The organism is Micromonospora sp. NPDC050187, from assembly GCF_044459745.1.
Classification (GTDB): domain Bacteria; phylum Actinomycetota; class Actinomycetes; order Mycobacteriales; family Micromonosporaceae; genus Micromonospora.
In genome coordinates, this window is the sequence record NZ_JBITJH010000003.1 from 137,074 (window position 1) to 161,156 (window position 24,083).

The 24,083-nt window shown below is 71.5% G+C and carries 21 protein-coding genes; 14 read left to right on the forward strand and 7 right to left on the reverse strand.

The window, feature by feature from the left end:
• Positions 1–30: 30 nt before the first annotated feature.
• The 11 genes from ACIBJE_RS06440 to ACIBJE_RS06490 are packed head-to-tail and all read left to right on the forward strand — an operon-like array spanning position 31 to position 10,863.
• On the forward strand, positions 31–312 hold the full coding sequence (locus tag ACIBJE_RS06440) for an acyl carrier protein (RefSeq protein ID WP_396743833.1): 282 nt from the start codon (positions 31–33) through the stop codon (positions 310–312).
• Complete coding sequence (locus tag ACIBJE_RS06445) at positions 309–1,481, forward strand: acyl-CoA dehydrogenase family protein (protein WP_396743836.1); 1,173 nt, start codon at positions 309–311, stop codon at positions 1,479–1,481. The genes ACIBJE_RS06440 and ACIBJE_RS06445 overlap by 4 nt, the downstream gene beginning before the upstream one ends.
• A 5-nt stretch (positions 1,482–1,486) precedes the next feature.
• Positions 1,487–2,185 carry a hypothetical protein gene (locus ACIBJE_RS06450; protein WP_396743839.1) on the forward strand — a complete coding sequence of 233 codons (699 nt, stop codon included), beginning with the start codon at positions 1,487–1,489 and terminating at the stop codon, positions 2,183–2,185.
• Positions 2,185–2,976 carry a bifunctional 2-polyprenyl-6-hydroxyphenol methylase/3-demethylubiquinol 3-O-methyltransferase UbiG gene (gene ubiG, locus ACIBJE_RS06455; protein WP_396743842.1) on the forward strand — a complete coding sequence of 264 codons (792 nt, stop codon included), beginning with the start codon at positions 2,185–2,187 and terminating at the stop codon, positions 2,974–2,976. Before ACIBJE_RS06450 ends, ubiG begins: the two co-directional genes overlap by 1 nt.
• Before the next feature lie 3 nt (positions 2,977–2,979).
• Complete coding sequence (locus ACIBJE_RS06460; RefSeq protein ID WP_396743845.1) at positions 2,980–3,456, forward strand: hypothetical protein; 477 nt, start codon at positions 2,980–2,982, stop codon at positions 3,454–3,456.
• On the forward strand, positions 3,453–4,529 hold the full coding sequence (locus ACIBJE_RS06465; protein ID WP_396743848.1) for a type III polyketide synthase: 1,077 nt from the start codon (positions 3,453–3,455) through the stop codon (positions 4,527–4,529). The genes ACIBJE_RS06460 and ACIBJE_RS06465 overlap by 4 nt, the downstream gene beginning before the upstream one ends.
• A gap of 47 nt (positions 4,530–4,576) precedes the next feature.
• A complete protein-coding gene (locus tag ACIBJE_RS06470) occupies positions 4,577–6,046 on the forward strand; it encodes an aminotransferase class III-fold pyridoxal phosphate-dependent enzyme (RefSeq protein ID WP_396743851.1) in 1,470 nt (489 codons plus the stop codon).
• A gap of 37 nt (positions 6,047–6,083) precedes the next feature.
• The gene (locus ACIBJE_RS06475) at positions 6,084–7,562 is read left to right on the forward strand and encodes an aminotransferase class III-fold pyridoxal phosphate-dependent enzyme (RefSeq protein WP_396743854.1); all 1,479 of its coding nucleotides are present in this window, start codon (positions 6,084–6,086) and stop codon (positions 7,560–7,562) included.
• A 27-nt stretch (positions 7,563–7,589) separates the two neighbouring features.
• Complete coding sequence (locus ACIBJE_RS06480) at positions 7,590–9,347, forward strand: AMP-binding protein (RefSeq protein WP_396743857.1); 1,758 nt, start codon at positions 7,590–7,592, stop codon at positions 9,345–9,347.
• Positions 9,344–9,937 carry an NADPH-dependent FMN reductase gene (locus tag ACIBJE_RS06485; protein ID WP_396743860.1) on the forward strand — a complete coding sequence of 198 codons (594 nt, stop codon included), beginning with the start codon at positions 9,344–9,346 and terminating at the stop codon, positions 9,935–9,937. Before ACIBJE_RS06480 ends, ACIBJE_RS06485 begins: the two co-directional genes overlap by 4 nt.
• Positions 9,938–9,969: 32 nt before the next feature.
• A complete protein-coding gene (locus ACIBJE_RS06490; protein ID WP_396743863.1) occupies positions 9,970–10,863 on the forward strand; it encodes a methyltransferase domain-containing protein in 894 nt (297 codons plus the stop codon).
• A gap of 73 nt (positions 10,864–10,936) precedes the next feature.
• Here the strand turns inward: ACIBJE_RS06490 and ACIBJE_RS06495 are convergent, their stop codons facing one another.
• The 7 genes from ACIBJE_RS06495 to ACIBJE_RS06525 all read right to left on the reverse strand — a co-directional run bounded on the left by ACIBJE_RS06495 (position 10,937) and on the right by ACIBJE_RS06525 (position 20,606).
• Positions 10,937–12,973 (reverse strand): cytochrome c oxidase assembly protein, encoded by a 2,037-nt coding sequence (locus ACIBJE_RS06495; RefSeq protein WP_396743866.1) that lies wholly within the window; start codon positions 12,971–12,973, stop codon positions 10,937–10,939.
• Entirely contained in the window at positions 12,970–13,539 is a 570-nt protein-coding gene (locus ACIBJE_RS06500) for a copper resistance protein CopC (protein WP_396743869.1), read from the reverse strand. Before ACIBJE_RS06500 ends, ACIBJE_RS06495 begins: the two co-directional genes overlap by 4 nt.
• Before the next feature lie 74 nt (positions 13,540–13,613).
• A complete protein-coding gene (locus ACIBJE_RS06505; RefSeq protein WP_396743872.1) occupies positions 13,614–14,660 on the reverse strand; it encodes an HAD-IIA family hydrolase in 1,047 nt (348 codons plus the stop codon).
• Complete coding sequence (locus ACIBJE_RS06510) at positions 14,657–15,610, reverse strand: L-tyrosine/L-tryptophan isonitrile synthase family protein (RefSeq protein WP_396743875.1); 954 nt, start codon at positions 15,608–15,610, stop codon at positions 14,657–14,659. Before ACIBJE_RS06510 ends, ACIBJE_RS06505 begins: the two co-directional genes overlap by 4 nt.
• A gap of 150 nt (positions 15,611–15,760) precedes the next feature.
• Positions 15,761–16,987 carry a cytochrome P450 gene (locus ACIBJE_RS06515; RefSeq protein ID WP_396743878.1) on the reverse strand — a complete coding sequence of 409 codons (1,227 nt, stop codon included), beginning with the start codon at positions 16,985–16,987 and terminating at the stop codon, positions 15,761–15,763.
• Between the two features lie 1,476 nt (positions 16,988–18,463).
• Positions 18,464–19,114: a sulfotransferase family protein gene (locus ACIBJE_RS06520; RefSeq protein WP_396743881.1), complete on the reverse strand. Its 651-nt coding sequence runs from the start codon at positions 19,112–19,114 to the stop codon at positions 18,464–18,466.
• A 40-nt stretch (positions 19,115–19,154) separates the two neighbouring features.
• Positions 19,155–20,606, reverse strand: coding sequence for an MFS transporter (locus ACIBJE_RS06525; protein ID WP_396743884.1), 1,452 nt, complete (start codon positions 20,604–20,606; stop codon positions 19,155–19,157).
• A 334-nt stretch (positions 20,607–20,940) separates the two neighbouring features.
• On the opposite strand from ACIBJE_RS06525, the gene ACIBJE_RS06530 reads away from it, so the two are divergent.
• The 3 genes from ACIBJE_RS06530 to ACIBJE_RS06540 are packed head-to-tail and all read left to right on the forward strand — an operon-like array spanning position 20,941 to position 23,830.
• The gene (locus ACIBJE_RS06530; RefSeq protein WP_396743887.1) at positions 20,941–21,909 is read left to right on the forward strand and encodes an ABC transporter substrate-binding protein; all 969 of its coding nucleotides are present in this window, start codon (positions 20,941–20,943) and stop codon (positions 21,907–21,909) included.
• The gene (locus ACIBJE_RS06535) at positions 21,906–22,997 is read left to right on the forward strand and encodes a FecCD family ABC transporter permease (protein ID WP_396743889.1); all 1,092 of its coding nucleotides are present in this window, start codon (positions 21,906–21,908) and stop codon (positions 22,995–22,997) included. The genes ACIBJE_RS06530 and ACIBJE_RS06535 overlap by 4 nt, the downstream gene beginning before the upstream one ends.
• A complete protein-coding gene (locus tag ACIBJE_RS06540) occupies positions 22,997–23,830 on the forward strand; it encodes an ABC transporter ATP-binding protein (protein ID WP_396743892.1) in 834 nt (277 codons plus the stop codon). Before ACIBJE_RS06535 ends, ACIBJE_RS06540 begins: the two co-directional genes overlap by 1 nt.
• The last annotated feature ends 253 nt before the right edge of the window (positions 23,831–24,083 follow it).

A 24,083-nucleotide genomic window follows, 5' to 3' on the forward strand; every position in this document is an offset into this window, starting at 1 on the left:
TGACCTTATCACTTTTGGCGAGGAGGGACGATGATCGGTCTCGATGGACACGTGCGGACGCTCGTCGACGACCTGGTCGCCGTGAAGCCGACCCTGCGTCCCGAGGAGATCCGGCCCGAGTCGTCGATCACCCGGGACCTCGGCTTCGACTCGCTGGACCTGGTCGAGCTGGCCGCCCGCATCCGCGACGCGTACCCCGACTTCGACCTCCTGCGCTGGCTGGAGGACGCGATGTCCTCCGAGGTGGACAGCGTCGGATCGATGGCGGAGCTGCTGGCGCGCTCCGGTGTCGCCGGGGAGGAGAAGAGATGAGCACGGCAGCCGCCACCCGCACCGACTACGTGGCCCTGGCCCACGAGCTGGCGCCGACGTTCGCCCAGAACGCGGCGCGGCACGACCGGGACCTCAGCTTCCCGCACGAGAACATGGCCGAGCTGGTCCGCACCGGCTACACCGCGATGACCGTGCCACCGGAGTTCGGTGGCGACGGGGCCAGCCTGGCCGAGCTGTGCGAGGCGCAGCAGATCCTCGCCGGTGGCTGCGCGTCGACCGCGTTCGCGGTCAACATGCACGTGCACGGCCTCGCCATGATCGCCCGCCTCGGTGGTCCGAGCGCCGAGTGGGCCTGCCGGGCGGTCCGCGACGGCGCGGTGATCTCCGGCGGTTTCAGCGAGCCGGGCGTCGGCGGCAACTGGTGGCACCCGACCACGCGGGCCGAAGAGGTCGAGGGCGGCTACGTCCTCAACGGCCGCAAGGGCTTCTTCACCGGCTTCCCGGGCGCGACGCACCTCTTCCTCTCCGCCGCCATGATGGACGACCGGGGCCTGCCCCAGCCGATGGCCTTCCTGATCCCCAAGCCGGAGAAGGGCGTGCGGGTCACCGCCGAGTGGGACGCCGCCGGCATGCGTGCCACCGGCAGCCATTCGCTCGCCCTGGAGGACCTCTTCATCGACGAGAAATGGATGGTGGGGGAGCTCGGCAACCTGCCGCTGCTGTTCATGTCGGGCGTGCACTGGGCCTGGTGCAGCTTCGCCTCCTGCTTCGTCGGCATCGCCCGCGCGGCCCTCGACCACGTGGTGCGGACCCAGCAGCAGCGGGTGATCAGCGTGATCGGCAAGCCGAACGCGCACCTGCCCGGCATCCAGTTCAAGGTCGCCGAGATGGCCGCCAAGGTCGCCGCCGCGCGGGCTCACCTGGAGGCCGCCGTCCACGCCGAGCACGACGACGTGGACCCGCTGCGGCACTACATCGACATGAGCGTCATGAAGACCACCGTCACCCGGCTCGCGCACGAGGTGGTCACCCTCGGCATGCAGGTGCAGGGCGGATCCGGCCTGGCCTCCAGCGACCCGCTCCAGCGGATGTACCGGGACGTCGTCGCCGGCCTGCTGGTGCCGCCGGCCACCGACGTCGTCCTGGAGTGGGCCGGCAAGTTGGCCCTGGACGTGCCGATCTTCGCCGAGCCGCGCTGGGTCGGGTGAGCCGGATGACCACGACGACCAACGGGGAGGCCACGATGTCGAGCGCGGGTGTGGGGGCGGCCGCCGACCTGGCCGCGGACTTCGAGAAGCGCCGGGCCGGCCGGGTGGACGCCGGGGACCTGGTCGCCGAGAACCTGGCCGCGCTCGACGCGGCCGGGGTGATCGCCGCCGCCGACGGCGACGGCGCGGGGCGGCGGCAGGTGCTGCGTACCCTCGCGGGGGGCTGTGGGGCGACGGCCTTCGCCCTCGGCGCGGCGCTGGCCGCGGGGCGGGCCGAGGCGGTGCTGCACCACGCGGCCGTCCAGTTCGGTCTGGCCGAACGGGCGTACGCGGTCGCGGTCGAGCGGGTGCGGCAGCTCGGTGACGTCGCCCGGCAGCCCGGCCCGCAGTTCGCGGTGGCCCGGATGCGCGGGTCGCTGGACACCATGACCGCGCTGCTGGACCGGCAGGCCGGCCGGGCCGTCGGGGACGACGCCGCCGCGCTCGCCGAGGCGTGCACCGCCGGGCTGTTCGTGGCCGGCGAGGCCGAGGCCGTGGTCTCCGCCGCGTACGACCTGGTCGACGCCGACGCCGCCGCGCGGATCGGTCAGATCTGGCACGACCTGAAGGCCACCCCGGCCCCGGTCCCCGGAGCGCTCGCCCGGGAACTGGTCGGCAAGGCCGCCTTCGGCATCGACCCGGACGAGACCCCGAGGTGGGTGTGATGGCGGGCAACGACCGGCACCTGGCCGCGCTCGACCCGGACGCCGTCGCGATCGACAACGAGTACTACCACGAGGTCGGCGACTCCTGGTGGGACGCGAGCGGCCCGCTGCGCGCCCTGCACGACATGAACCCGGCCCGGGTGGCCTACTTCGACGCGACCGCCCGGCGGGCCTTCGGCGAGGACCGCTCGCGGGTGCGGGTGCTCGACATCGGCTGCGGTGGCGGACTGGTCTCCGAGCGGATGGCCGCGTTGGGCTACCAGGTCACCGGCGTGGACCTCTCCGCCGGCTCGATCGAGACCGCCCGCCGGCACGCCACGGCCAGCGGCGTGACCGTCGACTACCAGGTCGGCTCGGCGTACGAACTGCCGAAGCCCGACGGCGCGGTCGACCTGGTGGTCGTCTCGGACGTGCTGGAGCACCTGCACGACCTGCCCGGCGCGGTGGCCGAGATCGCCCGGGTGCTGCGTCCCGGCGGCATCGTCGTGTTCGACACGATCAACCGCACGGTGGCCAGCTACCTGAAGGCGATCGTGCTCTCCGAGAAGATTCTCAAGATCATCTATCCGGGTACGCACAACTGGAAGATGTTCATCCGCCCGGACGAACTGCGCGCGGTCTTCGCCCAGCACGGCCTGAGCCTCACCGAGACCAAGGGCCTCGAACCCGTGGCGCCACCGCACAGGCTCGTCCCCGCCACGCTGCGCGGCCGGGCGGTCGGCCCCTTCCACCTCACCCCGTCCACCGCCGTGAGCTACATCGGCCAGGCCGTCAAGTCCCAGGAGAGCTGACACATGGTTTGGATCAGGACCAAGACCAGGCGCGACACGGTCATCCGCACCAGCCGCGACGAGCTGCGCAAGACGATGCTCGACATCGTGGGCACCGGCCGGCTGATGCCGGGCGTGGAGGAGCTGTCCCAGGTCGGCGACGACCTCTACCACTACCGGCTCGCCGAGGTCTCCAACGGGGTCGTCCGGTTCACCCCGGAGTACACCGCCCGGTTCGACACCTCCGACCCGGACGCCATCACCTGGGAGCCGGTGGGCGAGTCCAACTTCCGCTCCTGGGGCACGTTCCGGATCACCGACGGCCCGACCCCCGACGAGCAGGTGCTGGAGATCGACACCCGCTCCGAGGCGTCCGTCGACGTCGCGCGGGTGGTGGTCGTCCTGATCGAGCCGTTCGCCCAGAAGGAGAGCGACGAGGTCACCGGCGGCTTCGTGAAGGCGATCCGGGAGGCGGTCGAGTCCGGGAGCGTGTCCGGATGATCACCGCGACAGAGCCGACCCGGTCGGCGCGGATCGTCGGCCTGCGCACCGCGCAGGCCGGCCCGGCCATCTCCCAGCGGGAGATGTTCGACTCCTTCTACAAGGGCCTCTACCTCGACGTGCCGGACGCCGAGAAGCTCTTCATGAGCACCCAGGTCGACCAGCGCCGGCTGCTCTGGCCCCCGAAGGCCCACTACGGCGACGGCTGGCCCGGCATGCAGGCCCGGATCGAGGCCTGGGAACAGGGCGTCCTGGCGATGGGCCGCCAGACCGTCGGCGGAGTGCTCGACGACGTCGACACCGACCGGGTGGGCAGCTACACCTTCGTCAGCTGCACCGGCTACGCGGGCCCGACCCCGGAGATGCTGCTGGCCAAGGAGTTCGGTCTGCGGAAGAACCTGCGCCGGACCTTCGTCGGCCACATGGGCTGCTACGCGGCCTTCAACGGCCTGAAGGTCGCCCTGGACTCGCTTGCCGGCCGCCCCGACGAACTCGCCCTGGTCACCTGTGCCGAGGTCTGCTCGGTGCACCTGCGTCCCGAGGCGACCAAGGAGCAGGTCGTGGTCACCGGCCTCTTCGGCGACGCCGCCGCCACCCTGCTGCTGGAGGCGGTGCCGGGGGACGTCGACGCGGTCGAGGGGCCGGTGGTCCTCGGCACGCACACCGAGACCCACCCGGAGACCTCGGCGGCGATGACCTGGAAGGTCATGGACGACGCGTTCCGGATGACGCTCTCGCCGTACGTGCCGGTCTACCTCGCCGAGACGATCCGGCCCTTCGTCGGCCGGCTCCTGGAGCCGCACGGCCTCACGGTCGGCGACATCACGCACTGGGGCATCCACCCCGGTGGCCCGAAGATCATCGACTTCGTCGGCGCGCGGCTGGAACTGCCGGTCGCGGCGCTGCGCCCGTCGCTGGAGATCCTCAACTCCTGGGGCAACTGCTCCTCGCCGACGGTCCTGCTGATCCTCGACCACATCCTGCGCACCTCCCGCCCGAAGCCGGGGGAGTACGGCGTCCTGATGGCCTTCGGACCCGGCCTGACCATGGAATCCGCCCTGGTCCGCTTCTGATTCCGCCGCCTGCCCACACAGAGAAACCCGAGAAACGGAGTCGGCACATGGCCACCCCCAACCCGACCGAGAACCTGGTCGCCGACCTGCTCACCCAGTCCTGGGTGATCGACATGTTCACCGAGATCGGGGAGCGTCAGCGCCAGTCGATCGAGGTCTCCGGCCAGGTCCGGGAGCGCGCCGCGTCCAACCACGTCTTCTGGCCGTTCCACGCGCCGCAGTTCCCGCTGGTCGTCGCCGAGGCGTCCGGGAGCCGGATCACCGACATCGACGGCAACACGTACCTCGACTCGCACCTGGGCTTCGGGGCGCAGGCGCTGTTCGGGCACAACCCGCCGGCCGTGGTCGAGCACGTCCGGGAGCACCTGGGCCGCTCCACCGGCAACGGCTACCTCAACCTCACCGAACTGCAACTGGTCGACTTGCTCGAGGACATGCTGCCGCACTGCCAGAAGTTCGCCTTCCTGAACTCCGGCACCGACGCCACCAGCGCGGCGATCCGGCTCTGCCGGGCGCACACCGGCCGCCGGCTGGTGGCCAAGTTCGAGGGTGCCCTGCACGGCGTGCACGACCTGGCCGCGCACAACACCGCCTTCTGGTACCACGGCCACCCGACGCAGCCCTTCCCGGCGGTGACCGCCGACGGCATCGCCCCGATGCCCGCGCTCACCGGCGTGGCCCCGGCGGACCGGACCGAGCTGCTCATCCTGCCCAACGACACCGCCGCCGCGCTGGCGCTGATCGAGAAGCACCGCGACGAGCTGGCCTGCGTGCTCGGCGAGGCGGTCTCCTCGTCGTTCCCGTACGCCGAGCACACCGTCCCGCTGATCAAGGCGGTTGCGGAGCGCTGCAGGACCCTGCGGGTGCCGTTCGTCCTCGACGAGGTGCTCACCGGTTTCCGGTACGGCCTCTCCGGCGCCGCCGGCCACTTCGACATCCCGGCCGACCTGTACTGCTACGGCAAGGTGGTCACCGGACTCGGCCTGCCGCTGTCCGTCGTGGCCGGTCGCGCCGACATCGTCGACCACATGCAGACCACCGGTCTGCCCCTGACCGACCTGGGCCGCAAGACCTGCGTGCAGACCACGCACGCCGGCAACCACCTCTCGCTGGCCGCCTCGTTCGCCTCGCTGAGCATGCTCCGCGACGCCGGCCCGGCCTACTACGAGCGGACCCGGGCCAAGGTCGCCACGGTGCAGAACCGGCTCGCCGAGTTCCGCGCCGAGACCGGTATCCCGCTGCGGCTGCTCGGCTTCGGCGACTTCATCGGCTCGTTCGGCTTCGTCGCCGGCGAGTCGTACGACGACTACCGGGAGTTCGCCGGCGCGGTGAACCCGATCGGCCTGTTCATGCTGACCCTGATGCTGCGTCGTCGCGGCATCTACACCCTCAGCCTGCCGATGTTCTTCACCGGCGACGCGCACAGCGACGCGGACGTGGCGGAACTCCTCGCCGCCGTCCTCGACTCGGCTCGGGAACTGGACAAGCACGGCTTCCCGTTCGTGCTCCCGGCCTGACCACTCAAATCCCCGAAACACGGATGGGCCAACGCCAATGACGATCGCCGACACCACCCCCGACACCCGTACCCCGGCCGAGATCCTCGCCGATGTCATGTCCCAGCCCTGGGTGGGTGACCTCTTCGCCGAGCTGACGGAGCGGCAGCAGAACTCCCTGGCGTTGGCCGAGGAGGTGCGGGAACACGTGGTCACCAACCACGTGTTCCTGCCCTTCCACGCCCCGATGTTCCCGCTCGGGGTCGCCGAGGCCCAGGGCAGCCGGCTCACCGACGTGGACGGCAACACGTACCTCGACTCGCACCTGGGCTTCGGCGGGCAGTCGCTGTTCGGGCACAACCCGCCGCAGGTGGTCGAGTTCGTCCGCGAGCAGGCGCTGCGCAGCACCGGCAACGGCTACCTCAACCCGCTCGAACTGAAGCTCGGCGAGCTGCTCAAGGAACTCGTCCCGCACTGCGAGAAGTTCGCCCTGCTCAACTCCGGCACCGACGCCATCGCCATCGCCACCCGGCTGGCCCGGGCGTACACCGGCAAGCGGCTGGTCGCCAAGTTCGAGGGCTGCTGGCACGGCACCGGCGACGTGGCCGCGCACAACACCTCGTTCTTCGCCCACGGTCACCCGAAGGTGAACCCGTTCCCGGAGATCGGCCCGGACGGCATCGAGCCGCTGACCGCCTTCACCGGCGTGCCGCAGCTGGAGATGCTGATCCTGCCGCACGACGCCGCCGCCGCGAGCAAGCTGGTCGAGAAGTACGCCGACGAGCTGGCCTGCGTCATCGCCGACGCCGCCTGCCAGTCCTGGCCGTTCACCGACCAGACCATCCCCGAGCTGCGGGAGGTCGCGCACCGCTGCAAGGACCTCGGCGTCCCGTTCATCCTGGACGAGGTGCTCACCGGCTTCCGGTTCGGCACCGCGGGCGCGGCCGGCCACTTCGACATCCCCGCCGACCTGCACTGCTACGGCAAGGTCGTCTCCGGTCTCGGCCTGCCGCTGGCGGCCATCGGCGGCAAGGCGGAACTGCTGGAGGTGGCGCACACCTCGGGGATGCCGCTGACCGACATCGGCAGCAAGACCTTCGTGGTGAACACCCACTCCGGCAACCACCTGTCGATCGCCGCGTCGTACGCCTCGCTGAGCATGCTCCGCGACGCCGGCCCGGCGTTCTACGAGCGGACCGAGGCCAAGGTAGCCCGGGTGCAGTCGCGGCTGGCGGACTTCCGCGCCGAGACCGGCATCCCGCTGCGGCTGCTCGGCTTCGGCGCCTTCGCCGGCACCTTCGGCTTCACCGCCCGGGACTCCTACGACACCTACCGGGACTTCGGCGCGGCGGCCAACCCGCTCGGCCCGGCCGTGCTCACCCTGATGCTGCGCAAACGCGGCGTCTACACGCTGAGCATGCCGATGTTCTACACCGGCGACGCGCACTCCGACGCCGACGTGGACGCCATCTGCGACGCGGTGATCGACGCGGCCCGGGAGATGGGCCGCAACGACTTCCCGTTCGTCATTCCCTGATCGTTCGCCACCCCATCGGAGCCCATCATGAGCATCGACAGCGGCACAGGCCCCGACCTCGCGATCCACCCCGACCGGCGGGGTTACACCCACAACCCCGCCGTCGGGATCGCCCGGCTCACCCCGGCCGGCACGGTGGCCGGCGCGCTCGTGGAGCGGGCGCGCCGGCAACCCGACGCGGTCGCCTACTACCTGCCGGACGAGCCCGAGGCCGACCAGCGCATCACGGTGGCCGGGATGCTCGACCGGGCGCACGCCGCCGGCGCGGCCCTGGCCGCGGCCGGGCTGCGCCGGGGCGGCCGGGTCTGCCTCTGCCTGGACACCTCGGCCCCGCTGCTGGCCGGCTTGTTCGGGGCGGAACTGCTCGGTGCCGTTCCGTCGGTGCTGGAACCGCCGCTGAGCGCCGGCCGCAAGCAGCTCTGGCTGGACCGGGTCCGGCACATCGTGGCGGTCGCGCAGCCGGAGGTGCTGGTCTGCGACGAGGAACTGCGCGAGGACACCGTCGAGGCCCTCGCCGGTCTGGACGTCGCGGTGATCAGCCCGCCGTTCGGCGACGGGGTGGTCGCCGACCCGGTGCTGGCGGCCGGGCCGGAGGAGCCGGCCTTCATCCAGTTCACCTCCGGCACCACCTCGGCGGCGAAGGGCATCGTGCTCAGCCACCGCGCGGTGCTCGCGGCGGCCTCCGCGATCGGCCTCGGCGGGCCGTTCTACGCCGACGACGTGATGGCGAGCTGGCTGCCGCTGCACCACGACATGGGCATGGTGGGGGCGACCATGACGCCGTTCCTGCTCTCCCTGCCGTCGGTGCTGATCCGTCCGCTGGCCTTCGGCACCCGGCCGGACCGCTGGCTGCGGCTGATCCACCAGTACCGGGCCACCATCTCGCCCGCGCCTAACTTCGCGTACCGGCTGGTCGCCGCGCTGGCCCGGAAGGTCGACCTGACCGGGGTGGACCTGAGCTGCTGGCGGGCGGCGTTCAACGGGGCGGAGGTGGTCGACGCGGGCACGCTGCGCGACTTCCTGGCGGTGACCGCGCCGCTCGGCTTCCGCCCGGAGCACCTGCGGCCCTGCTACGGCATGGCCGAGCTCGGGCTCGCCGCGACGTTCTCGCCGGTCGGCACCCCGCCCCGGAGCGAGCCGGTCTCCCGGACCGCGATGGCCGCGCAGGGCCGGGCGCTGGCACCGGAGTCGGCGGAGGACACCCACCACTACGTCTCCTCCGGCATTCCGGTGCCGGGCACCAAGGTCCGGGTGGCCGACGGCAACCACGTGGACCTGCCCGACCGGCACGTCGGCCGGGTGCTGGTGGCCAGCGAGTCGATGATGACCGGTTACCTCAACGGTCCCGCCGACCCGCTGCTCGAACTGCGCGACGGCTGGCTGGACACCGGCGACCTCGGCTTCCTGCTCGACGGCGAGCTCTACGTCACCGGCCGGAGCAAGGACCTGATCATCCTGGCCGGGCGGAACTACCAGCCACAGACCTTCGAGCGGGCCGCCGAGACCGTCGACGGGGTGCGCGCGGGCGGCGCGGTGGCGGTCGGCGTACCGGACCCGCGCAGCGGCACCGAGCGGATGGTGCTGGTGGTGGAGAGCCGGGCCCACCGGGATCCCGAGCGGGCCGCCGAGACCGCCCGCGCCGTCGAACGCGCGGTCAGCGACCTGACCGGGGTACGCCCCGGGAAGGTGGTCGTGGTCGCTCCCCGTACCCTGCCCAAGACCTCCAGCGGGAAGCTCCAGCGTCCCCAGGTGGCCGCGATGGTGGCCGCCGGACCGCTTCCGTGACCGCCGTGGAGCTGGCACTGCTCGGCGGCTCGCTGCGGCCGGGGTCGGTGAGCGAGCGGGTGCTGCGCGCCTGCGCCGACCTCGCCGCCGACCGTGGTGCCCGCTGCACGGTGCTCACCGCGGCGGACCTGGACCTGCCGCTCTATCAGCCCGGAGCCCCGCACCGCCGGCCGGCCGCCGCCGCGCTGCTGGCCGCGGTGCGCCGGGCCGACGGCCTGATCGTCGTGTCGCCCACCTACCACGGCGGCATGTCCGGACTGCTCAAGAACGCCCTGGACCACCTGGAGGACCTGGCCGCCGACCGACCGGCCTACCTCGACGGGAAGGTGGTCGGCTCGGCGGCGGTGGGCTGGAGCGAGCACGGCGCGGCGACCGCGGTCGCCGCGCTGCGCACCACCGTGACGTCGCTGCGCGGCTGGGTCACGCCGATGGCGGTCGCCGTCAACTCGATCGAGCTGGCCGCCGTCGAGGACGTGGACGCGGCGATCCGCGCCGACGCCCGACTGATGCGCCGGCTGACGATCCTGGTCGGCCAGGTCACCGACTTCGCCGGCCGGGGCTCTGCCGCCCGCCTGGTTCCCAGCGCCTGAACCACCCCCTTTCGCGACAAGGAGAGCGCCACGTGAGCACCCAGACCACCGACACCGGCATGAGCCAGGAGGGCTCGGTCGAGGATCTGCACCGGGCCGTGCGCGACCACTACGACAAGCTCGTCGACCTCTACGAGGACCTGTGGGGCGAGCACATCCACCACGGCTACTGGGACCTCGACGCGCCGAACGTGTCGCGGGACGTCGCGCAGCGGCGCACCACCCAGGAGCTGATGCGGTTCGGCGGCATCCCGCAGGGCGCGAAGGTGCTCGACTCGGGCTGCGGGATCGGCGCGTCCGCGGTGATGCTCGCCGCCGACCTGGGTTGCACCGTCGAGGGCATCACCCTCAGCCACGAGCAGGTCAAGCGGGCCACCGACAAGGCCGCCGGGGCGGGTGTCGCCGACCGCACGTCGTTCCGGGTGCTGGACGCCATGCACACCGACTACCCGGACGACACCTTCGACGTGGTCTGGTCGATGGAGAGCTGCGAGCTCATGCCGGACAAGCGGGCCTACCTCGCGGAGAACCTGCGCATCCTCAAGCCGGGCGGCCGGCTCGTGGTGGCCACCTGGACCAGCCGCGACGACCGGCTCGACCCGAAGGAGGTCAAGCTGCTGCGCCGGCTCTACCGGGACTTCGCCATCTCGCACGTGCTGCCGCTGGAGCACTACGCGAGGCTCTGCGGCGAGCTGGGCTACGCCGACGTGCGGACCGCCGACTGGACCGAGCACGTCCGCGCCACCTGGGCGCTGTCGGCCGACATCGTCAAGCCGCTGATGCGCGACCCCTCGTACGTCTGGAAGCTGGTGCGGGCGAAGGGCGCGGACATCTTCCGTTTCCTCAACTCCGTGCCGCTGATGAAGCAGGCGTACGACAAGGACGTCATGCACTACGGCGTCTACACCGCCGTCAAGCCGGGCTGACAGCCGCCCCGCCACCACACCGGCTTCCCGTCGGGGACGCGTCCGCGCGCCACCCGACGGGAAGCCGCTGTGCTCAGCGCCGCGGACCGTCCCCGCCACCGGCTCCGGCGCGTTCGTCGCCGACCGTCACCGTGGGGGAGTCGTCGGCGCTCGGCACCGCGTGCGGGTCGCCACCGGTCGTCGCGACCCGGTCCGCGCCGGCCGTTGTGGGCCGGTCCGCGCCGGTCGTCGCGTCGGCGGAACGCCCGAGCAGGGCGAGCCCGGCCGTGGTCAGCACCACCGCCGCCACCAGCGCGGTCCAGGCCGCGTACCGGTGGTCGACGGCCGGGACCGGTGCCCAGCCCGTGCGGACCAGGTCGAACCACTCGGCCGACCGCAACCGGTCGCTGCGCCGGACCAGGAGGGCGAAGAGCAGCAGCGCCGCCGTGACGACCGCCAGGACGCCCCCGCCGACCCGACGGGGGCGGTGGCGCAGCACCGTGGCGACCGCCCCACCGGCGGCCAGGAACGCGGTGAGCATCCCCAGGTGCCCGACGTGCCGCTGCATCAGCCAGCTCAACACCGGGGCGAAGTAGGGCAGGTAGAGGCAGGCCACGAAGGCGACCACCGCGCTGACCGGGTGTCCCAGGGCCCGGGCCGGGCCGCTGCGGCGCAGCGTCTCCCACCACTGGAGGGCCCCGGGCAGGTCGGACGTCGGCCCGGAGCGCAGTGTCGCCCGGGCCAGGGCGCCGGGCGCCCCGCCGCAGACCAGCAGCGGGACGACCACCAGCAGGGCCAGGTGCTGGCCGATGTGGTGGGCGTGGGTCACCGCCGCGTACCGGGCGAAGCCCAGGCAGGTCACCGCCACCAGCACCAGCATGCCGGCGAGGAAGCAGAGCGTACGGGCCGTCGGCCAGACCCGGCCGGCCCGCCGCAGTCGACGTACGCCGGTGAGGTACAGGCCCCCGCCGATCACGGCGATGAGCAGGAAGTACGCGTCCGGGACCGGTTGGCCCAGCAGCCGGGCCACGGTCGGCGCGGCAGGCAGCGGGAAGCCGAGGAGTTCGGTGTAGACGTCCGGCTCCGCCGGGTCGACGGTCACCGGCGAGGGGGCCCGGGACATGGCGACCCCGACGGCCACGATCCCGGCGAGTACCAGGACCTCGACTGCGGCGAGCCGGCGGAACGCCCACGCCCCGCCGGCGGCGAGCCGGGGCAGGGTACGCCACCGGTGTGCGGCCCCGAAGGCGCCCAGCGCCACCAGCACGACGCTCTTGACCAGCACCAGCGTGCCGTACCGGGTGCTCCACAGCTCGTCGGGCCGGTACAGCCGGATCGCGGTGTTGGCGATCCCGCTCAGCCCCATCAGCACGAAGCACCAGAGCGCCGTCGTGCTGTAGCGCCGGGCCGCCAGGGGCAGGTCACGGTGATTGGGAAGGGTGAGCAGCGCGACCAGGCCACCGACCCAGAGGGCCGCCGCCGCCGTGTGGATCCCGACGCTGCTGACCGCGATCGCGTGGTTGCCGGAGCCCGCCGAGTGGCCGGTCAGGACCACCGGCAGGGTCGCCGCCACGGCCAGCAGGGCGGTGACTGCGGCACCGGTGCGGGTGATCACCCAGCGGGTCGCGGCGAACACCACGGCGATCATGGCCGCCGCGATGACCAGGCCCTGCCCCTGCGACACCGACATGGCGAGGCTGAACACGGTGACCGTGCTGACCTGGTCGACCGGGTTGCCGAGCAGGCTGGAGGCGGTCAGCGGCAGCGCGACCACGGTCGCCACCAGCCAGAGCGCCGCCGTCCAGGACGCCCGGCGCAGCAGGCGGTACCCGACCGGACCGACCAGCCGGTCCAGGCCGGGCAGGAGGAACGCCGCGGCGACCGTCCAGCCGACGGTCAGGACCGCCCCGACGTAGCTCAGGGTCCGGGCGACCGGCAGCGCCCAGGCGGTGAACGCGCCACCGTCGGGCAGGCCGAGGATCTGCTCGCGGTCCGTGCCGCCGCCGTACCAGAGCGCGAGGGCGAGGACCACGGACCCGACGGCCGCCGTCGCGGCGACGAGCCGGGCCGGGCCGGAGTCGCGCCGGACGGTGAGCGAGGGGTCGGCCGGGCGCTGCTCGATCCGGGTCACCTCGGGAGCTTCCTGGTCAGCCGCCGGGGCATGCGCGTGCGGGAGGCCAGCGCCACGCCGGCCGCCAGCAGCACGAGCCCCCCGCCGGCCAGCAGCACCCAGGGTGTGCCGGAGCGCGAGGTGGGGCCGTCCTCCGCCTCGGCCGGGGGCAGGACCGCCGGCTCCTGACCGGCCGGCAGGGTCACCTGGAAGCGGAACTCGCCCTGCACCGGGTGCCCGTCGGAGCCGACCACGCGCCAGGCGACCCGGTACGAACCGGAGCCGGTCGGATAGACCGGCTGGCGTAGCCGGAACTGGTCGACCTCGACCTCGCCCCGCAGGTACGACCGCCCCTGCGGTCCGGCCACCACGATCGTGACGAACTCGTCCCGGACGCGGTCGTCGAAGGTGAACTCCACCGTCTCCACCGGAGACGAGAGGGTGGCGTCCTTGGCGGGGGAGGTGTCCACCAGGCGGGCGTGCGCGCTGGCCGGGGTGGCGGAGACCGCCAGCACGACCGCCATGGCGGCGGCCGCCGCTCCCACCTGTCGGATCACCAGGCCGGCCGGGCCGGACCATCGGGGCATTCGGAACTCCTCTACTCAGGCCATACGATCAGGAGTCGTTCCTCGTGCCCGTCCGGTTCCATCACGAGTCGGGATCACGTCCGCAGGCTCTCCCGGCGCCGTGGCCGCAGCAGCTCCCGGGAGCCGGCCGCGACGAGGGCGGGACGTCCCTCGTCCCGGGCGGCCCACACCGCGTGGCACAGCACCCGTACGCCGTCGGCCGGGTCCCCGGGGCCACCCGTCAGGACGATGTCGTCGCCCTCCCGACGGGTGCGCCAGGGGCCGCAGGCGTACCGGTCGTCCGCGCCCCGCACCGGCGGTGGCGCCCGGAACAGACCGCGCAGGTCGGTGACGACGTGCGTCGGCCGGTGCGGGGGCGGCGCGTCGAGCAGGTGGTCGACGGAGGTGACCCCGGTCAGCACGAGCACGCTGTCCAGACCGCTGCGTCGGGCACCCTCGACGTCGGTGGTCAACCCGTCCCCGATCATCACGTGTGGACCCGGCCCGCGCCGGCAGGCGTACCCGAAGATCGCCGGTTCCGGCTTGCCGGCCACCAGCGGCACCCGTCCGGTGGCCAGCGTCACGGCGTGCACGAGTGCGCCGTTGCCCGGTGCCATGCCGCCCTCCCGGGGCACCGCGAGGTCCATGTTCGTGGCGATCCAGGGCAGCCCCCGGGCGACGGCGTAGGACGCCTCGGCCAGTTGCCGCCAGTCGACCTCGGGGGCCGACCCCTGGACCACGGCCACCGGGTCGTCGGCAGCCGAGCGGACCGGGGTCAACGCCTCCTCGCGCAGCGCGGTCAGCACCGCTGCCCCGCCCACCGCGAGCACCCGGGACCCGGCCGGCACGGTGGCCGCCGCCATCGCGGCCGCCACCTGCGCCGAGGTGACCACCGACTCCGCCGGCACCGGGACGCCGAGCCGGTCCAGCAGGGCGGCCACCTCGGGTGGCGTCCGGGAGGGGTTGTTGGTGACGAAGATCCGCTCCCGCCCGTGCCGGACCAGGTCGGCGAGGGCCGGCGGGGCGTGGTCCACCGCGGCGGCACCGCGGTAGACCACACCGTCCAGGTCGAACAGCATCGTCCGGTAGCGTTCGACCAGCGGGCGGTCGTCGCCCCACGGTGTCGGCTCCACAGTGGTCACTCAGAGGAGTCAACCACGAAGTGGCTCGGCCGGCCGTCCCGGTACACCAGTTTGCCGATCTTCTCGGCCTCGACCCGGGGCATCAGCGCGAACCGGCCGTCGGTCCGCAGCACCGCCACTGAGTGCCAGGGGGTCAGCCACATGTCCCGGATCTCCAGCAGCCGGATGCCGAACTTCGCCGCCCCGCAGGGCTGCGGGTGGATGGAGAGCCGGACCGACACGGGGTAGTGGTCGGCGATCAGGTCGCCCCAGGCGCGACTGCGCTGGATCACGCCGTACGCCCGCTGCCGGCAGTCCCGCTGGAGCGCCGCCTTGCTGTCGTGCCACTCGCTGACGTCCTCGACCAGGAAACGGGTGATCCCCCGGTAGAGGCTCAGCGTCTTGTCGTCGGAACGGACCTCGTCCCGCAGGCTCTCCAGCGACTGGGCGTACTGCTCGGTCAGCAGCTTGCGCTTGCCGTCGTAGTCGTGACCGGCGTAGACGTCCTGGAGGCTGAAGGCCTCGATGTGGGACAGTCCGTACTGCTCGACCATCGCCTGGATCTCGTCGCCGTACTCGGTGATGTGGTCGTCCGGCACGCGGATCAGGTCGCCGAAGACGTGCCCGTCGCTGCAGAGCAGCATCCGCGCGCCGGGGGTGTGCACCTTGGCTACCTGGTCGCAGAGCTGGTTGAGGAACTGCAGGGAGAGCAGCTCGCCCATGTCGGGCAGGTGACCGAGGACCTTGCGCCGGTTGGGCGACTTGCAGGGAAAGGCCGGCAGGGTGAACAGGATGGGCTCCTGCCGGTCGACGAAGTGTCGGATCGCGCTGAGCTGCTCGGCGAAGCAGTCGGTGTGCTCGTGCTCGCCGGCCTCCGACCGGCGGTGCGGCAGGAGGAACCGCAGGATGACGTTCGAGATCAGCTCGGCGCTGGTGTGGTCCTGCGGCGCGGATCGGGTGGAGCTTGGCATGGTCTTCTCCCAGCTGACATCACGCTACGGAAGGGGAGGGGTCCGAGCCCGCGGTCATCGGTGACCGGGCGTGGGTGGCCCGGTGGCTCGGAAAAGCGCGCGCTCGCGCACGGCCGACGGCGTCGGCCGCGTGGGATGGTGGTGGACGGGTCAGGGAGTCGCCGTGAAGGTGACCGGCAGGCGTTCGACGCCCCGGCCGAGGACGGCCGGGATCCAGCCCAGTTCGTCGGGCTCCGCGGCGAGCTTCAGGTGCGGCAGGCGCCGGAGGATCGTCTCCAGCGCGATCTGGAGTTCCGTACGGGCCAGACCGGCCCCCGGGCAGAAGTGGATGCCGTGCCCGAAGGCGATGTGCGGGTTCGGTGAGCGATCGAGGTCGAGTTCGTCCGCCCGCTCGAAGCGAGCCGGATCCCGGTTGGCGGCGGCGAGGGAGACGATGACCGAGTCACCGGCGGGGATACGGGTGCCGAAGAGGTCGCTGTCCTCCGCGAAGAACCGCCAGGTGGTCAGCTCGAAGGCACTGTCGTATCGCATCAGCTCCTCGGCGGCGCGGGGCAGCAGTGCCGGATCGGCGGCCAGTCGCTCCAGGGCCTCCGGGTGGGTCAGCAGGGCCACCATCGCGGTGTTGATCTGGTTGGTCATCGGCTCCTGGCCGGCCACCAGGAGCTGGAAGATCATCGAGGCGAGTTCCTCGTTGCTCAACCGGCCGTCGTCGTTCGCCTCGACCAGCCTGGAGAGCAGGTCGTCGCCGGGGTCGGCCCGGCGGTCCGCCTCCACCTCGGCGATGTACGCCTGAAGGCCGTGCAGGAGGCCGATGTAGTGCGCGCGGTGCGGCGACTTGGGACCGACCGGCTGGACCACCCGGCACCACTCCCGCCGGAATCGCCGCGCGAGGTGGGGCGGTAGGCCGATCACCGTGCTCAGCACCAGGAACGGGAACTTGGCACTGAAGCTCTCGACCAGGTCACCGTGCCCGACCGGAGCCAGGTCGTCGAGGAGTTCGTCGGCCATGGCCTGGAACTGCGGCCGGAGCGCCTCGAGGCGTCGCGGGTTGAGCGCCTCGGTGACGAACCGCCGCATGAACGTGTGCTTGGGCGGGTCCTGGTGCAGCAGGTGGACCTGGAGCTGCGAGTGCTGCGGCTCCGGCATGATGGCGGCGAGCTTGCGCCAGGCGTCGTTACCCAGGTCGTGGTTCTTCCCGAGTCGTGGGTCGGTCAGGGTACGCACCGCCGCGTCATAGCCGGTGACGAGCCAGCCGGTCACTCCGCTGGGAAACTCGACGGGGTGGACCTCGCCTTTGTCACGTAGCTGCTGGTAAGTGGTGTACGGGCAGCGTTTGAACTCCGGCCCGTAGAGCGGATAGGGATTTTCTGAGGTCATCGGTGTCTCCAGGTAAGGAAGTCGCGGCGCGGATGATGGCCGATCGGACCGCCCCGCGTAACCGATGGCACGGGCGGCACCGGCCGCGATCGGTTCAGATCGGGGAATTCTTTTTCCTGCGATGTCGACACGACGGTGCCATGCGGTACCGCATGCCTGTCTCCTCAGATCAGGAACGAGGCAATGGCCTACTTCGCAGATTGGTTCTACGGGGAATCGTCGACTGGCGGGATGGCGGTTCGACCCCCGGCCATCCTCAGTGATCAGGCACCTTTACCTACAACGATGGTGTCGCCCCGGGCCTGCCGGTGGTCGCGCCGGAAAAGGTGTCGCCGCGTCGAGCCGGACGGATGCGCAGCGAGGTCCGAGGCCGGGAAAAGCCCCTTCCCTGCCGTCGTCCCAACGGCGTCCCGCCTGTTCGGAGTGCTGCCCCCGTGCGGCGGGTGAGGCCACGACCGGAGGTCGTGGCTGCACGGCACCCGCCGCTTGACTTTGTGCATCCGCTCTCCTCTGGTATCGACGCGAGTCTATCGATGGGGTTGGCTCGCGCCGAACCGGTGGTCCATCTGTCAGGCGAAGTCATCCCCCAAGGGAATGTAACGCCCCAACACCAGTTAATCACTCACCTATTGACCTTGAATGGGCTGACGGAATTTTCACATCATCGCCCAAATCGAATGTTCGCCCAGTAACGTTGCACGAAGCGTGCCGCCTTTGCTGCACTTTGCTCGCATTTTTTGCCGTCCGCTGGCGTCGTTGCGGCCCGAGTCGTTCGCGATCCTCGGTGGCGCGCCGCTGTGCGACGCCGGTAGTGTCCGATGTTCCCATGGCTGAAGATGTCAGAGGGAACCATTTGGAGGTCATCAACGACTGCCCGATATAAAATGAAATATATCAATATGATGGAAATGCGGGCGGCGTCGCGAAATGTCGCCATCAATCAGTTGAAGAATGTGCTGAGATGTCGCCCGGGCGCGGCGGGGACCGCTGTCGAGGGCTTCAGCGGGGTGGGACGAGGGCAGGAACGACGGTGGAGGCGGCGGTCGTTCCTCGTCCGGTCCGCCATCGACATGGACCTGACGGCCGGGCCGGACGGCGGTCGGGCCGGGAAGGAGCCGGTCGGGCTGTCCTGCCCGGGGTGGTGTGCCCAGTCTCGGATGAACGGGTCGAGCGCCGCCCGTGCCCGAGTCGAGCGGATCCGTTCGGACGCGGTGGGGCTCCCCGCTGCCGGCTCCGCTCGGAACGGTCAGCTGCTTCGGCGGTCACCCTGCTGGCGGTGCGGTCACGCTGGCGGGGTCTGTCGGTGGTGGTCCGGTGCGGGGGTGTCCACCGGTCGCGCCGACGGACGAGGCCGGGTGCCGGGGCGGAGACGGCAGCTCCGCTGCCGGTGATCGTCCCCCGCCCCGCCCGGAGTGCCGGATGGACGGGACCCGGCGGCGGAACTCGCGCCGGGTCGCGTCCATCCGGGCCGACCGGTCAGCTGTCGGGGCCGCGCAGTGCAGCGGGACGTTCGTTCAGATGCGGATACGGATTGTCCGGCACCGCCACGCCGAGGAACCGGCAGAGCGGCTCCCATCCCTGACCCGGCTGGTACTCGAGAAGGCGATCGGCGGGCACTTCCCGGCGGACCGCCTCGTTGTGCCGCTCGTAGCAGGCGATGACGTGGTCACGGTCGTCGACCCGGCCGTCGAAACTGAGGGGCACGGTGACCCGGTGGCCGACCAGGGTCGCGGTCTGGACGACCTGTTCGGCGGGCAGGTGCGGGAAGTTGGCCACCAACGCGCCCGTCTGCTTCCCGTGCCGCAGCATGCTCAGGATGGTCCTCTCCATCGACTCGTACCAGACGGTCGAGTCGCGGGTGGTCAGGATTACCTTGGCGTGCGGGTACTCCTGCACCAGCTCGCGCCAGAAGGAGGTAGCGGGCCAGTCCACGGTCGCGCGGTACCCCTCGAGTGCCGTACGGAGCGAGGTGAGATCGTTCTCCGCGGCGGCCAGCCAGTACTTGGCCTGGTCCGGCTTCTCGAAGAGCGTGGCGAAGTGGTAGCACGGGTCGAAGCCGAGCTGCACGAGAGCTGCCCGTAGGGAGAGAGTGCCAGTCCGGCCGAAGCCGACCCCGATCACGTCCATCGAATTGCGTCCTTCCACGGTGGAGACAAATGCCGGTGGGTCAGTCCAGAGCCTTCTGGGGCATCACCTCGATCGGTTCGGCGGCGGCGGGCGCCACGGCGCGCCGGGTTCGGCGGGCGGTCAGCAGCAGACCCGCGGCGAGGACGGCGGCGGCGAGCGTGGCGATGGTCAGCGAGGTGGTCAGGGCGTTCCTCATGCCGGGGACCGAGTGGTCGGAAGCGGCCCACACGGCCGTGGCGACGGCCGGACCGAGGGTGAAGCCGAGCATCCGCCCGGACTGGAGGGTGCCTGCGGCGGTCGCGGCGAGCGGGCGCGGGGCGGCCCGCATCGCCATGGCCTGGACGGGCCCGCCGAACAGGGCGGTGCCGGCCCCGCCGACCGCCAGCCGCCAGGCCAGGTCCATCGGACTCCAGTCACTGGCGAGCGGCTGGACCAGCAGCACCGAGGTCGCGACCAGGAGAGCCCCGACGAGCGCCACCGGACCCGGTGCCCAGCGGTCGGCCAGGGTGCCGCCGAGCGGCGCGAACACCGCCATGGCCAGCGGGTAGGCCAGGACCGTCAGCCCGGCGACGGCAGCGCTGGTGTCGAGCACCTGGAGCAGGAAGTACGGCACGACGAACGCCAGCATCGCGTACCCCAGCGAACCGGTCACGATCGCGAGCGCCGCCATCGAGATGTCCCGCGTCCGCAGCAGGTCCAGCACCGGCCGGTTGGTGCCGAGCCGGTGCCAGGCCAGGAGCGCCGGCACGGCGAGCAGCGACAGCAGCAGCCAGGCCGGGCCCCGGTCCGGGGCCAGCGAGATGCCGCCCAGGAGGGCGCCGACCGCCACGGCGATCAGTCCGGCGGCCAGCAGCCACTCCCGGTCCGGCAGCCGGAACGCCTTGCCGGTGGCGGGAATCGTCCGGAGGCCGATCGGGAGTACCACGGCGCACACGGGCACGACCACCAGGAAGGCCGCGCGCCAGCCGATCGAGTCGAGCAGGAGGCCGCCGAGCGACGGGCCGGTGATCGCGCCGAGCGGTCCCATGGTGGCGATGACGCTCATCGCCCGCCCGTGCGCGTCGGCGCGGACCGCGAGAGCGGCCAGGGCGGGGGCCATCGCGAAGATCAACGAGGCGAAGACGCCCTGGAGGACCCGGGCGGTGATCAGGGTCTCGATGCCCGGGGCCAGGCCGGCGGCGAGGCTGGTGAGCCCGAAACCGCCGACCGCGAAGGCGTACGCCGTCCTGCGGTCGATCTGGTCGAGCCAGCGCCCACAGGGCAGCACCAGGATCACCGCCGGCAGCAGGTAGCCGACCGCGACCCACTGCGTCACCCCCTGGGTGGTCCCGAGTTCCCGCTGGATGACGGGGAGCGCCACGTGCACGACGTTGATCTCCAACATCACGAGGAAGGAGATCAGACCCGCGGTGAGCACGACCGCCCAGCTGTTGCGCTGGCGCGGCGCGGCTGGTCCGTTCGGCGGAGGTGTGATCTCCCGGCTCTGCGTCACGTTCCAGCTCCATCCGCGCGGTCGTCGGGGGGTTCGTGTCTGAAGGTAGTCGCTCCACTACCAGATTTGGTTCACACGGATGAAGAGATTCTTGGATATCCCCACGACCTGCGGCGGGACCGGTATGTCCGATCCTGATCGCACAACCGTCGGGAACTTCCCGGGTACGGAGCGCGACTAACGGAACATGACTGAGATGTTGGCAGGGAGGCGGGCCGGCGGGGATGCACGGGTAGCCCGTCCTTTCCATCGGGTGGGACGGGCGCGGCGGTCTCGGCCATCCGGTGCCGGCCTGCGGCGCCGGTTCCCGAGAACCGCCCCCTGGCTCGCCGTCATGATGAGTGGCGTCGTGGTGCTCACCGGTTGCGGCGATGCCGGCGCGGACACCGACACCAGCGTGACCAGCACCGTGACCATCAAGGACTGCCAGGGCCGGGACCTGGCCGTGCCCGCGTCGCCGCGCCGGGTGGTCACCGTGGACGGTTACGCCGCCCAGGCCATGGCGAGGCTGGGGCTGACCGACCGGATCGTGGGAACGGGCTATCCGGCCCCCTTCGGCGCCGACCAGCAGCCCTTCCGGGGCGAGCTGGAGAAGTTGTCCGTGCTCGGGCGGACCGTGGCGACCACCGAGGTGGTGGCCGCCGCCACCCCGGACATGGTGGTGACCGGTTTCTCCACCTTCGGCCAGGCGCCCGGCAGCCCGAGCGACGCCGACCTGGAGACGATGCGGGCCAAGGGTCTGTCCGCCTGCCTGGGCGACGAGAAGAACGGCGGGCCGGCGAGTCTCTCCTCGACGTACGACTTCCTCACCCGCCTCGGCCAGGTGTTCCAGGTGGAGGAGCGGGCCGAGCAGGTGATCGCCGAACTGCGTGCCAGGGAACAGGCCGTGGTCGCGAAGCGGGGCTCCGACAAGCCGCGGGTGCTGATCCTCCAGGACAACCCGGTGGCCGGGCAGCCGCTGAAGACCTCGGGCACGGTGACCATCGCCCATGCCCTCATCGAGGCGGCCGGCGGCCAGAACGCCTTCACCGACGTGACGTCCATGCACGCGGACGTCTCACCGGAGGAGGTGCTCAAGCGGGATCCGCAGGTCATCTGGGTGATCAGTGACTACCCGTTCGCCAAGGTGAAGGGCGAGGAACTGCTGCGGCAGGTCAAGGCGAACCCGCTGCTGGCCAACACGAGCGCGGTCAAACAGGGGCGCGTCGTCGGCACCTCGCAGTTCCTGGTCTCCTTTCCCACCCCACTGAACCTCGACGGCCTGGAGCAACTCGCGACCGGACTGTGGACGGGGCAGCCGTGACGGTCGCGGAGACCCGCGCCGTCCCCGGCACCGGGGCCGAGCGGCGGATCGCCCGGCGGCCGGACCGTGTCCCGTACGCCGTGGTGCTCGGTGGACTGTTCGTGATGCTGCTGGTGTCGCTGGTCGCGGCGACCGGGATCGGGCCGGTCCGGGTGCCCCCCGACGAGGTGGGTCGGATCCTGTTGCACCACCTGACCGGCGGCGGAGACAGCGCGTCGACCTCGGATCTGATCGTGTGGCGGATCCGGTTCCCCCGGGTGCTGCTCGGTGCGGTGGTCGGCGCGGGACTCGCGCTCTCCGGCGCCGTGGTGCAGAGCGTGGTACGCAACCCGATCGCCGACCCGTACCTCCTCGGGTTGTCCTCCGGCGCGTCGGTCGGTGCGGTGGTCGTACTCACCACCGGGCTGGCCGTGCTGGGTGCCCTGACGCTGCCCACGGCGGCCTTCCTCGGCGCGGCGGCCGCCATGGCGGTGGTGCTGGTCCTGGCGCGGCAGCACGGCCGCCTGCTGCCCCTGCGGCTGGTGCTCGTGGGGGTGGCCTGCGCGCACCTGCTCGGTGGGGTGACCTCCTTCCTGCTGACCCGTTCGGAGAGCGCGGCCGTCCAGCAGCAGATCATCTTCTGGTTGCTCGGTGGCCTCTCCGGAGCGCGGTGGGAGTCGCTGGCCGTCCCCGCAGTGGTGGTGCTGGTCGGCACGGCGCTGCTGATGCTGGTCAGTCGCCGGCTGAACGTCCTCGTGCTCGGCGAGGAGGCGTGTGCGGCCCTCGGGGTGTCCGCCACCATCCTGCGGCGTCAGCTGCTGATCCTGGTCACGCTCCTGACCGGCACGGTGGTCGCGGTCTCCGGCGGAATCGGGTTCGTCGGTCTGATCGTGCCGCACCTGGCCCGCATGATCGTCGGAGCCGACCACCGACGGATGCTGCCGGTGACCGTCACGTTGGGGGCGCTCTTCCTCATCTGGTCGGACGTCGCCGCCCGGATGCTGATCTCGCCGACGGAGCTGCCGATCGGCATTCTCACCGCCTTCCTGGGCGTGCCGTTCTTCCTGTTGGTGATGCGGGCCCGGGGCCTGGCGGGGGAGGAGATGTGATGGACCTGTCCGTCGACGGGGTGTCGGTGACGCGGGGCGGCCGAAGGATCCTCGACGAGGTGAGCCTGTCGAACCGGGCGGGTGAGTTCACCGCGCTCGTGGGGCCCAACGGCAGCGGCAAGAGCTCCCTGTTGCGTACGGTCTACCGGGCGTACCGGCCCGACGCCGGGACGGTGCTGGTCGGCGGCCGTGACGTCTGGAAGATGACCGCGGCGGAGGCGGCCCGGCACACCGGCGTGCTGGCCCAGGAACAGCACTCCGGCTTCGAGTTCACCGTCTTCGAGACGGTCTGCCTGGGACGTTCACCGCACCTGGGCACGTTCGACCGGTTCCGCAGCGTCGACCGTCAGGCGGTGGAGGAGGCTCTCGAGCAGACCGGGCTGGTGGACCTGGCGCACCGCCGGGTCGGTCAGCTGTCCGGAGGCGAGCGGCAGCGGGTCCTCCTCGCCCGTGCCCTGGCGCAGGAGCCGCAACTGCTGGTGCTCGACGAGCCGACCAACCACCTCGACATCCGTCACCAACTGGAGTTGATGGAGCTGGTCCGGGGTCTCGGGGTGACCACCGTGGCGGCGCTGCACAGTCTCGATCTCGCCGTGACCTACGCGGACTCGGTCGTCGTGCTCCAGGAGGGACGGGTGGTGGCGACCGGCGCGGCGGAGAGCACGATCACCCCCGAGGTCCTCCGTACGGTCTTCGGGGTCGACGGCCGGATCGACACGGACGCCGACACCGGCCGGGCGTTGCTCAACACCCGCCCGCTGTGCGTCTGCCCCACCCGGACCTGTCACTGGAGTTGCAAGCCGTCGGACGCGTCACGGGTGAGTCAGATGTAACGCCGAAACCCACGGTCGACGCCCGCCTTGTCGCGGGCGCGCGAAGCATGCCGAGAATCGTCGGGAAGGACCATCGAAACATCGGAAGATTGGGTCAAAGGCGCTGCTTCCGGCAACACAACAAATAGACCTCAGTGATTGGAAGGACGTGTCGGCAATCTCGCTCTTGTGGTCATTGCTCTGGGATGTTCATCGATGTTGCTGGTAGATTGCTGCCGTACCTGGGGACGCGCGGAAGCACGTCGGCCGGAGG

Bases quoted from the DNA above. Each gene is read 5' to 3' on its own strand.
- ACIBJE_RS06470 (WP_396743851.1), top strand. From the start codon at position 4,577: ATGGCCACCCCCAACCCGACCGAGAACCTGGTCGCCGACCTGCTCACC.
- ACIBJE_RS06460 (WP_396743845.1), top strand. From the start codon at position 2,980: ATGGTTTGGATCAGGACCAAGACCAGGCGCGACACGGTCATCCGCACC.
- ubiG (WP_396743842.1), top strand. From the start codon at position 2,185: ATGGCGGGCAACGACCGGCACCTGGCCGCGCTCGACCCGGACGCCGTC.
- ACIBJE_RS06530 (WP_396743887.1), top strand. From the start codon at position 20,941: ATGATGAGTGGCGTCGTGGTGCTCACCGGTTGCGGCGATGCCGGCGCG.
- ACIBJE_RS06465 (WP_396743848.1), top strand. From the start codon at position 3,453: ATGATCACCGCGACAGAGCCGACCCGGTCGGCGCGGATCGTCGGCCTG.
- ACIBJE_RS06515 (WP_396743878.1), bottom strand. From the start codon at position 16,987: ATGACCTCAGAAAATCCCTATCCGCTCTACGGGCCGGAGTTCAAACGC.
- ACIBJE_RS06540 (WP_396743892.1), top strand. From the start codon at position 22,997: ATGGACCTGTCCGTCGACGGGGTGTCGGTGACGCGGGGCGGCCGAAGG.
- ACIBJE_RS06440 (WP_396743833.1), top strand. From the start codon at position 31: ATGATCGGTCTCGATGGACACGTGCGGACGCTCGTCGACGACCTGGTC.
- ACIBJE_RS06450 (WP_396743839.1), top strand. From the start codon at position 1,487: ATGACCACGACGACCAACGGGGAGGCCACGATGTCGAGCGCGGGTGTG.
- ACIBJE_RS06475 (WP_396743854.1), top strand. From the start codon at position 6,084: ATGACGATCGCCGACACCACCCCCGACACCCGTACCCCGGCCGAGATC.
- ACIBJE_RS06445 (WP_396743836.1), top strand. From the start codon at position 309: ATGAGCACGGCAGCCGCCACCCGCACCGACTACGTGGCCCTGGCCCAC.
- ACIBJE_RS06510 (WP_396743875.1), bottom strand. From the start codon at position 15,610: ATGCCAAGCTCCACCCGATCCGCGCCGCAGGACCACACCAGCGCCGAG.
- ACIBJE_RS06480 (WP_396743857.1), top strand. From the start codon at position 7,590: ATGAGCATCGACAGCGGCACAGGCCCCGACCTCGCGATCCACCCCGAC.
- ACIBJE_RS06500 (WP_396743869.1), bottom strand. From the start codon at position 13,539: ATGCCCCGATGGTCCGGCCCGGCCGGCCTGGTGATCCGACAGGTGGGA.
- ACIBJE_RS06520 (WP_396743881.1), bottom strand. From the start codon at position 19,114: ATGGACGTGATCGGGGTCGGCTTCGGCCGGACTGGCACTCTCTCCCTA.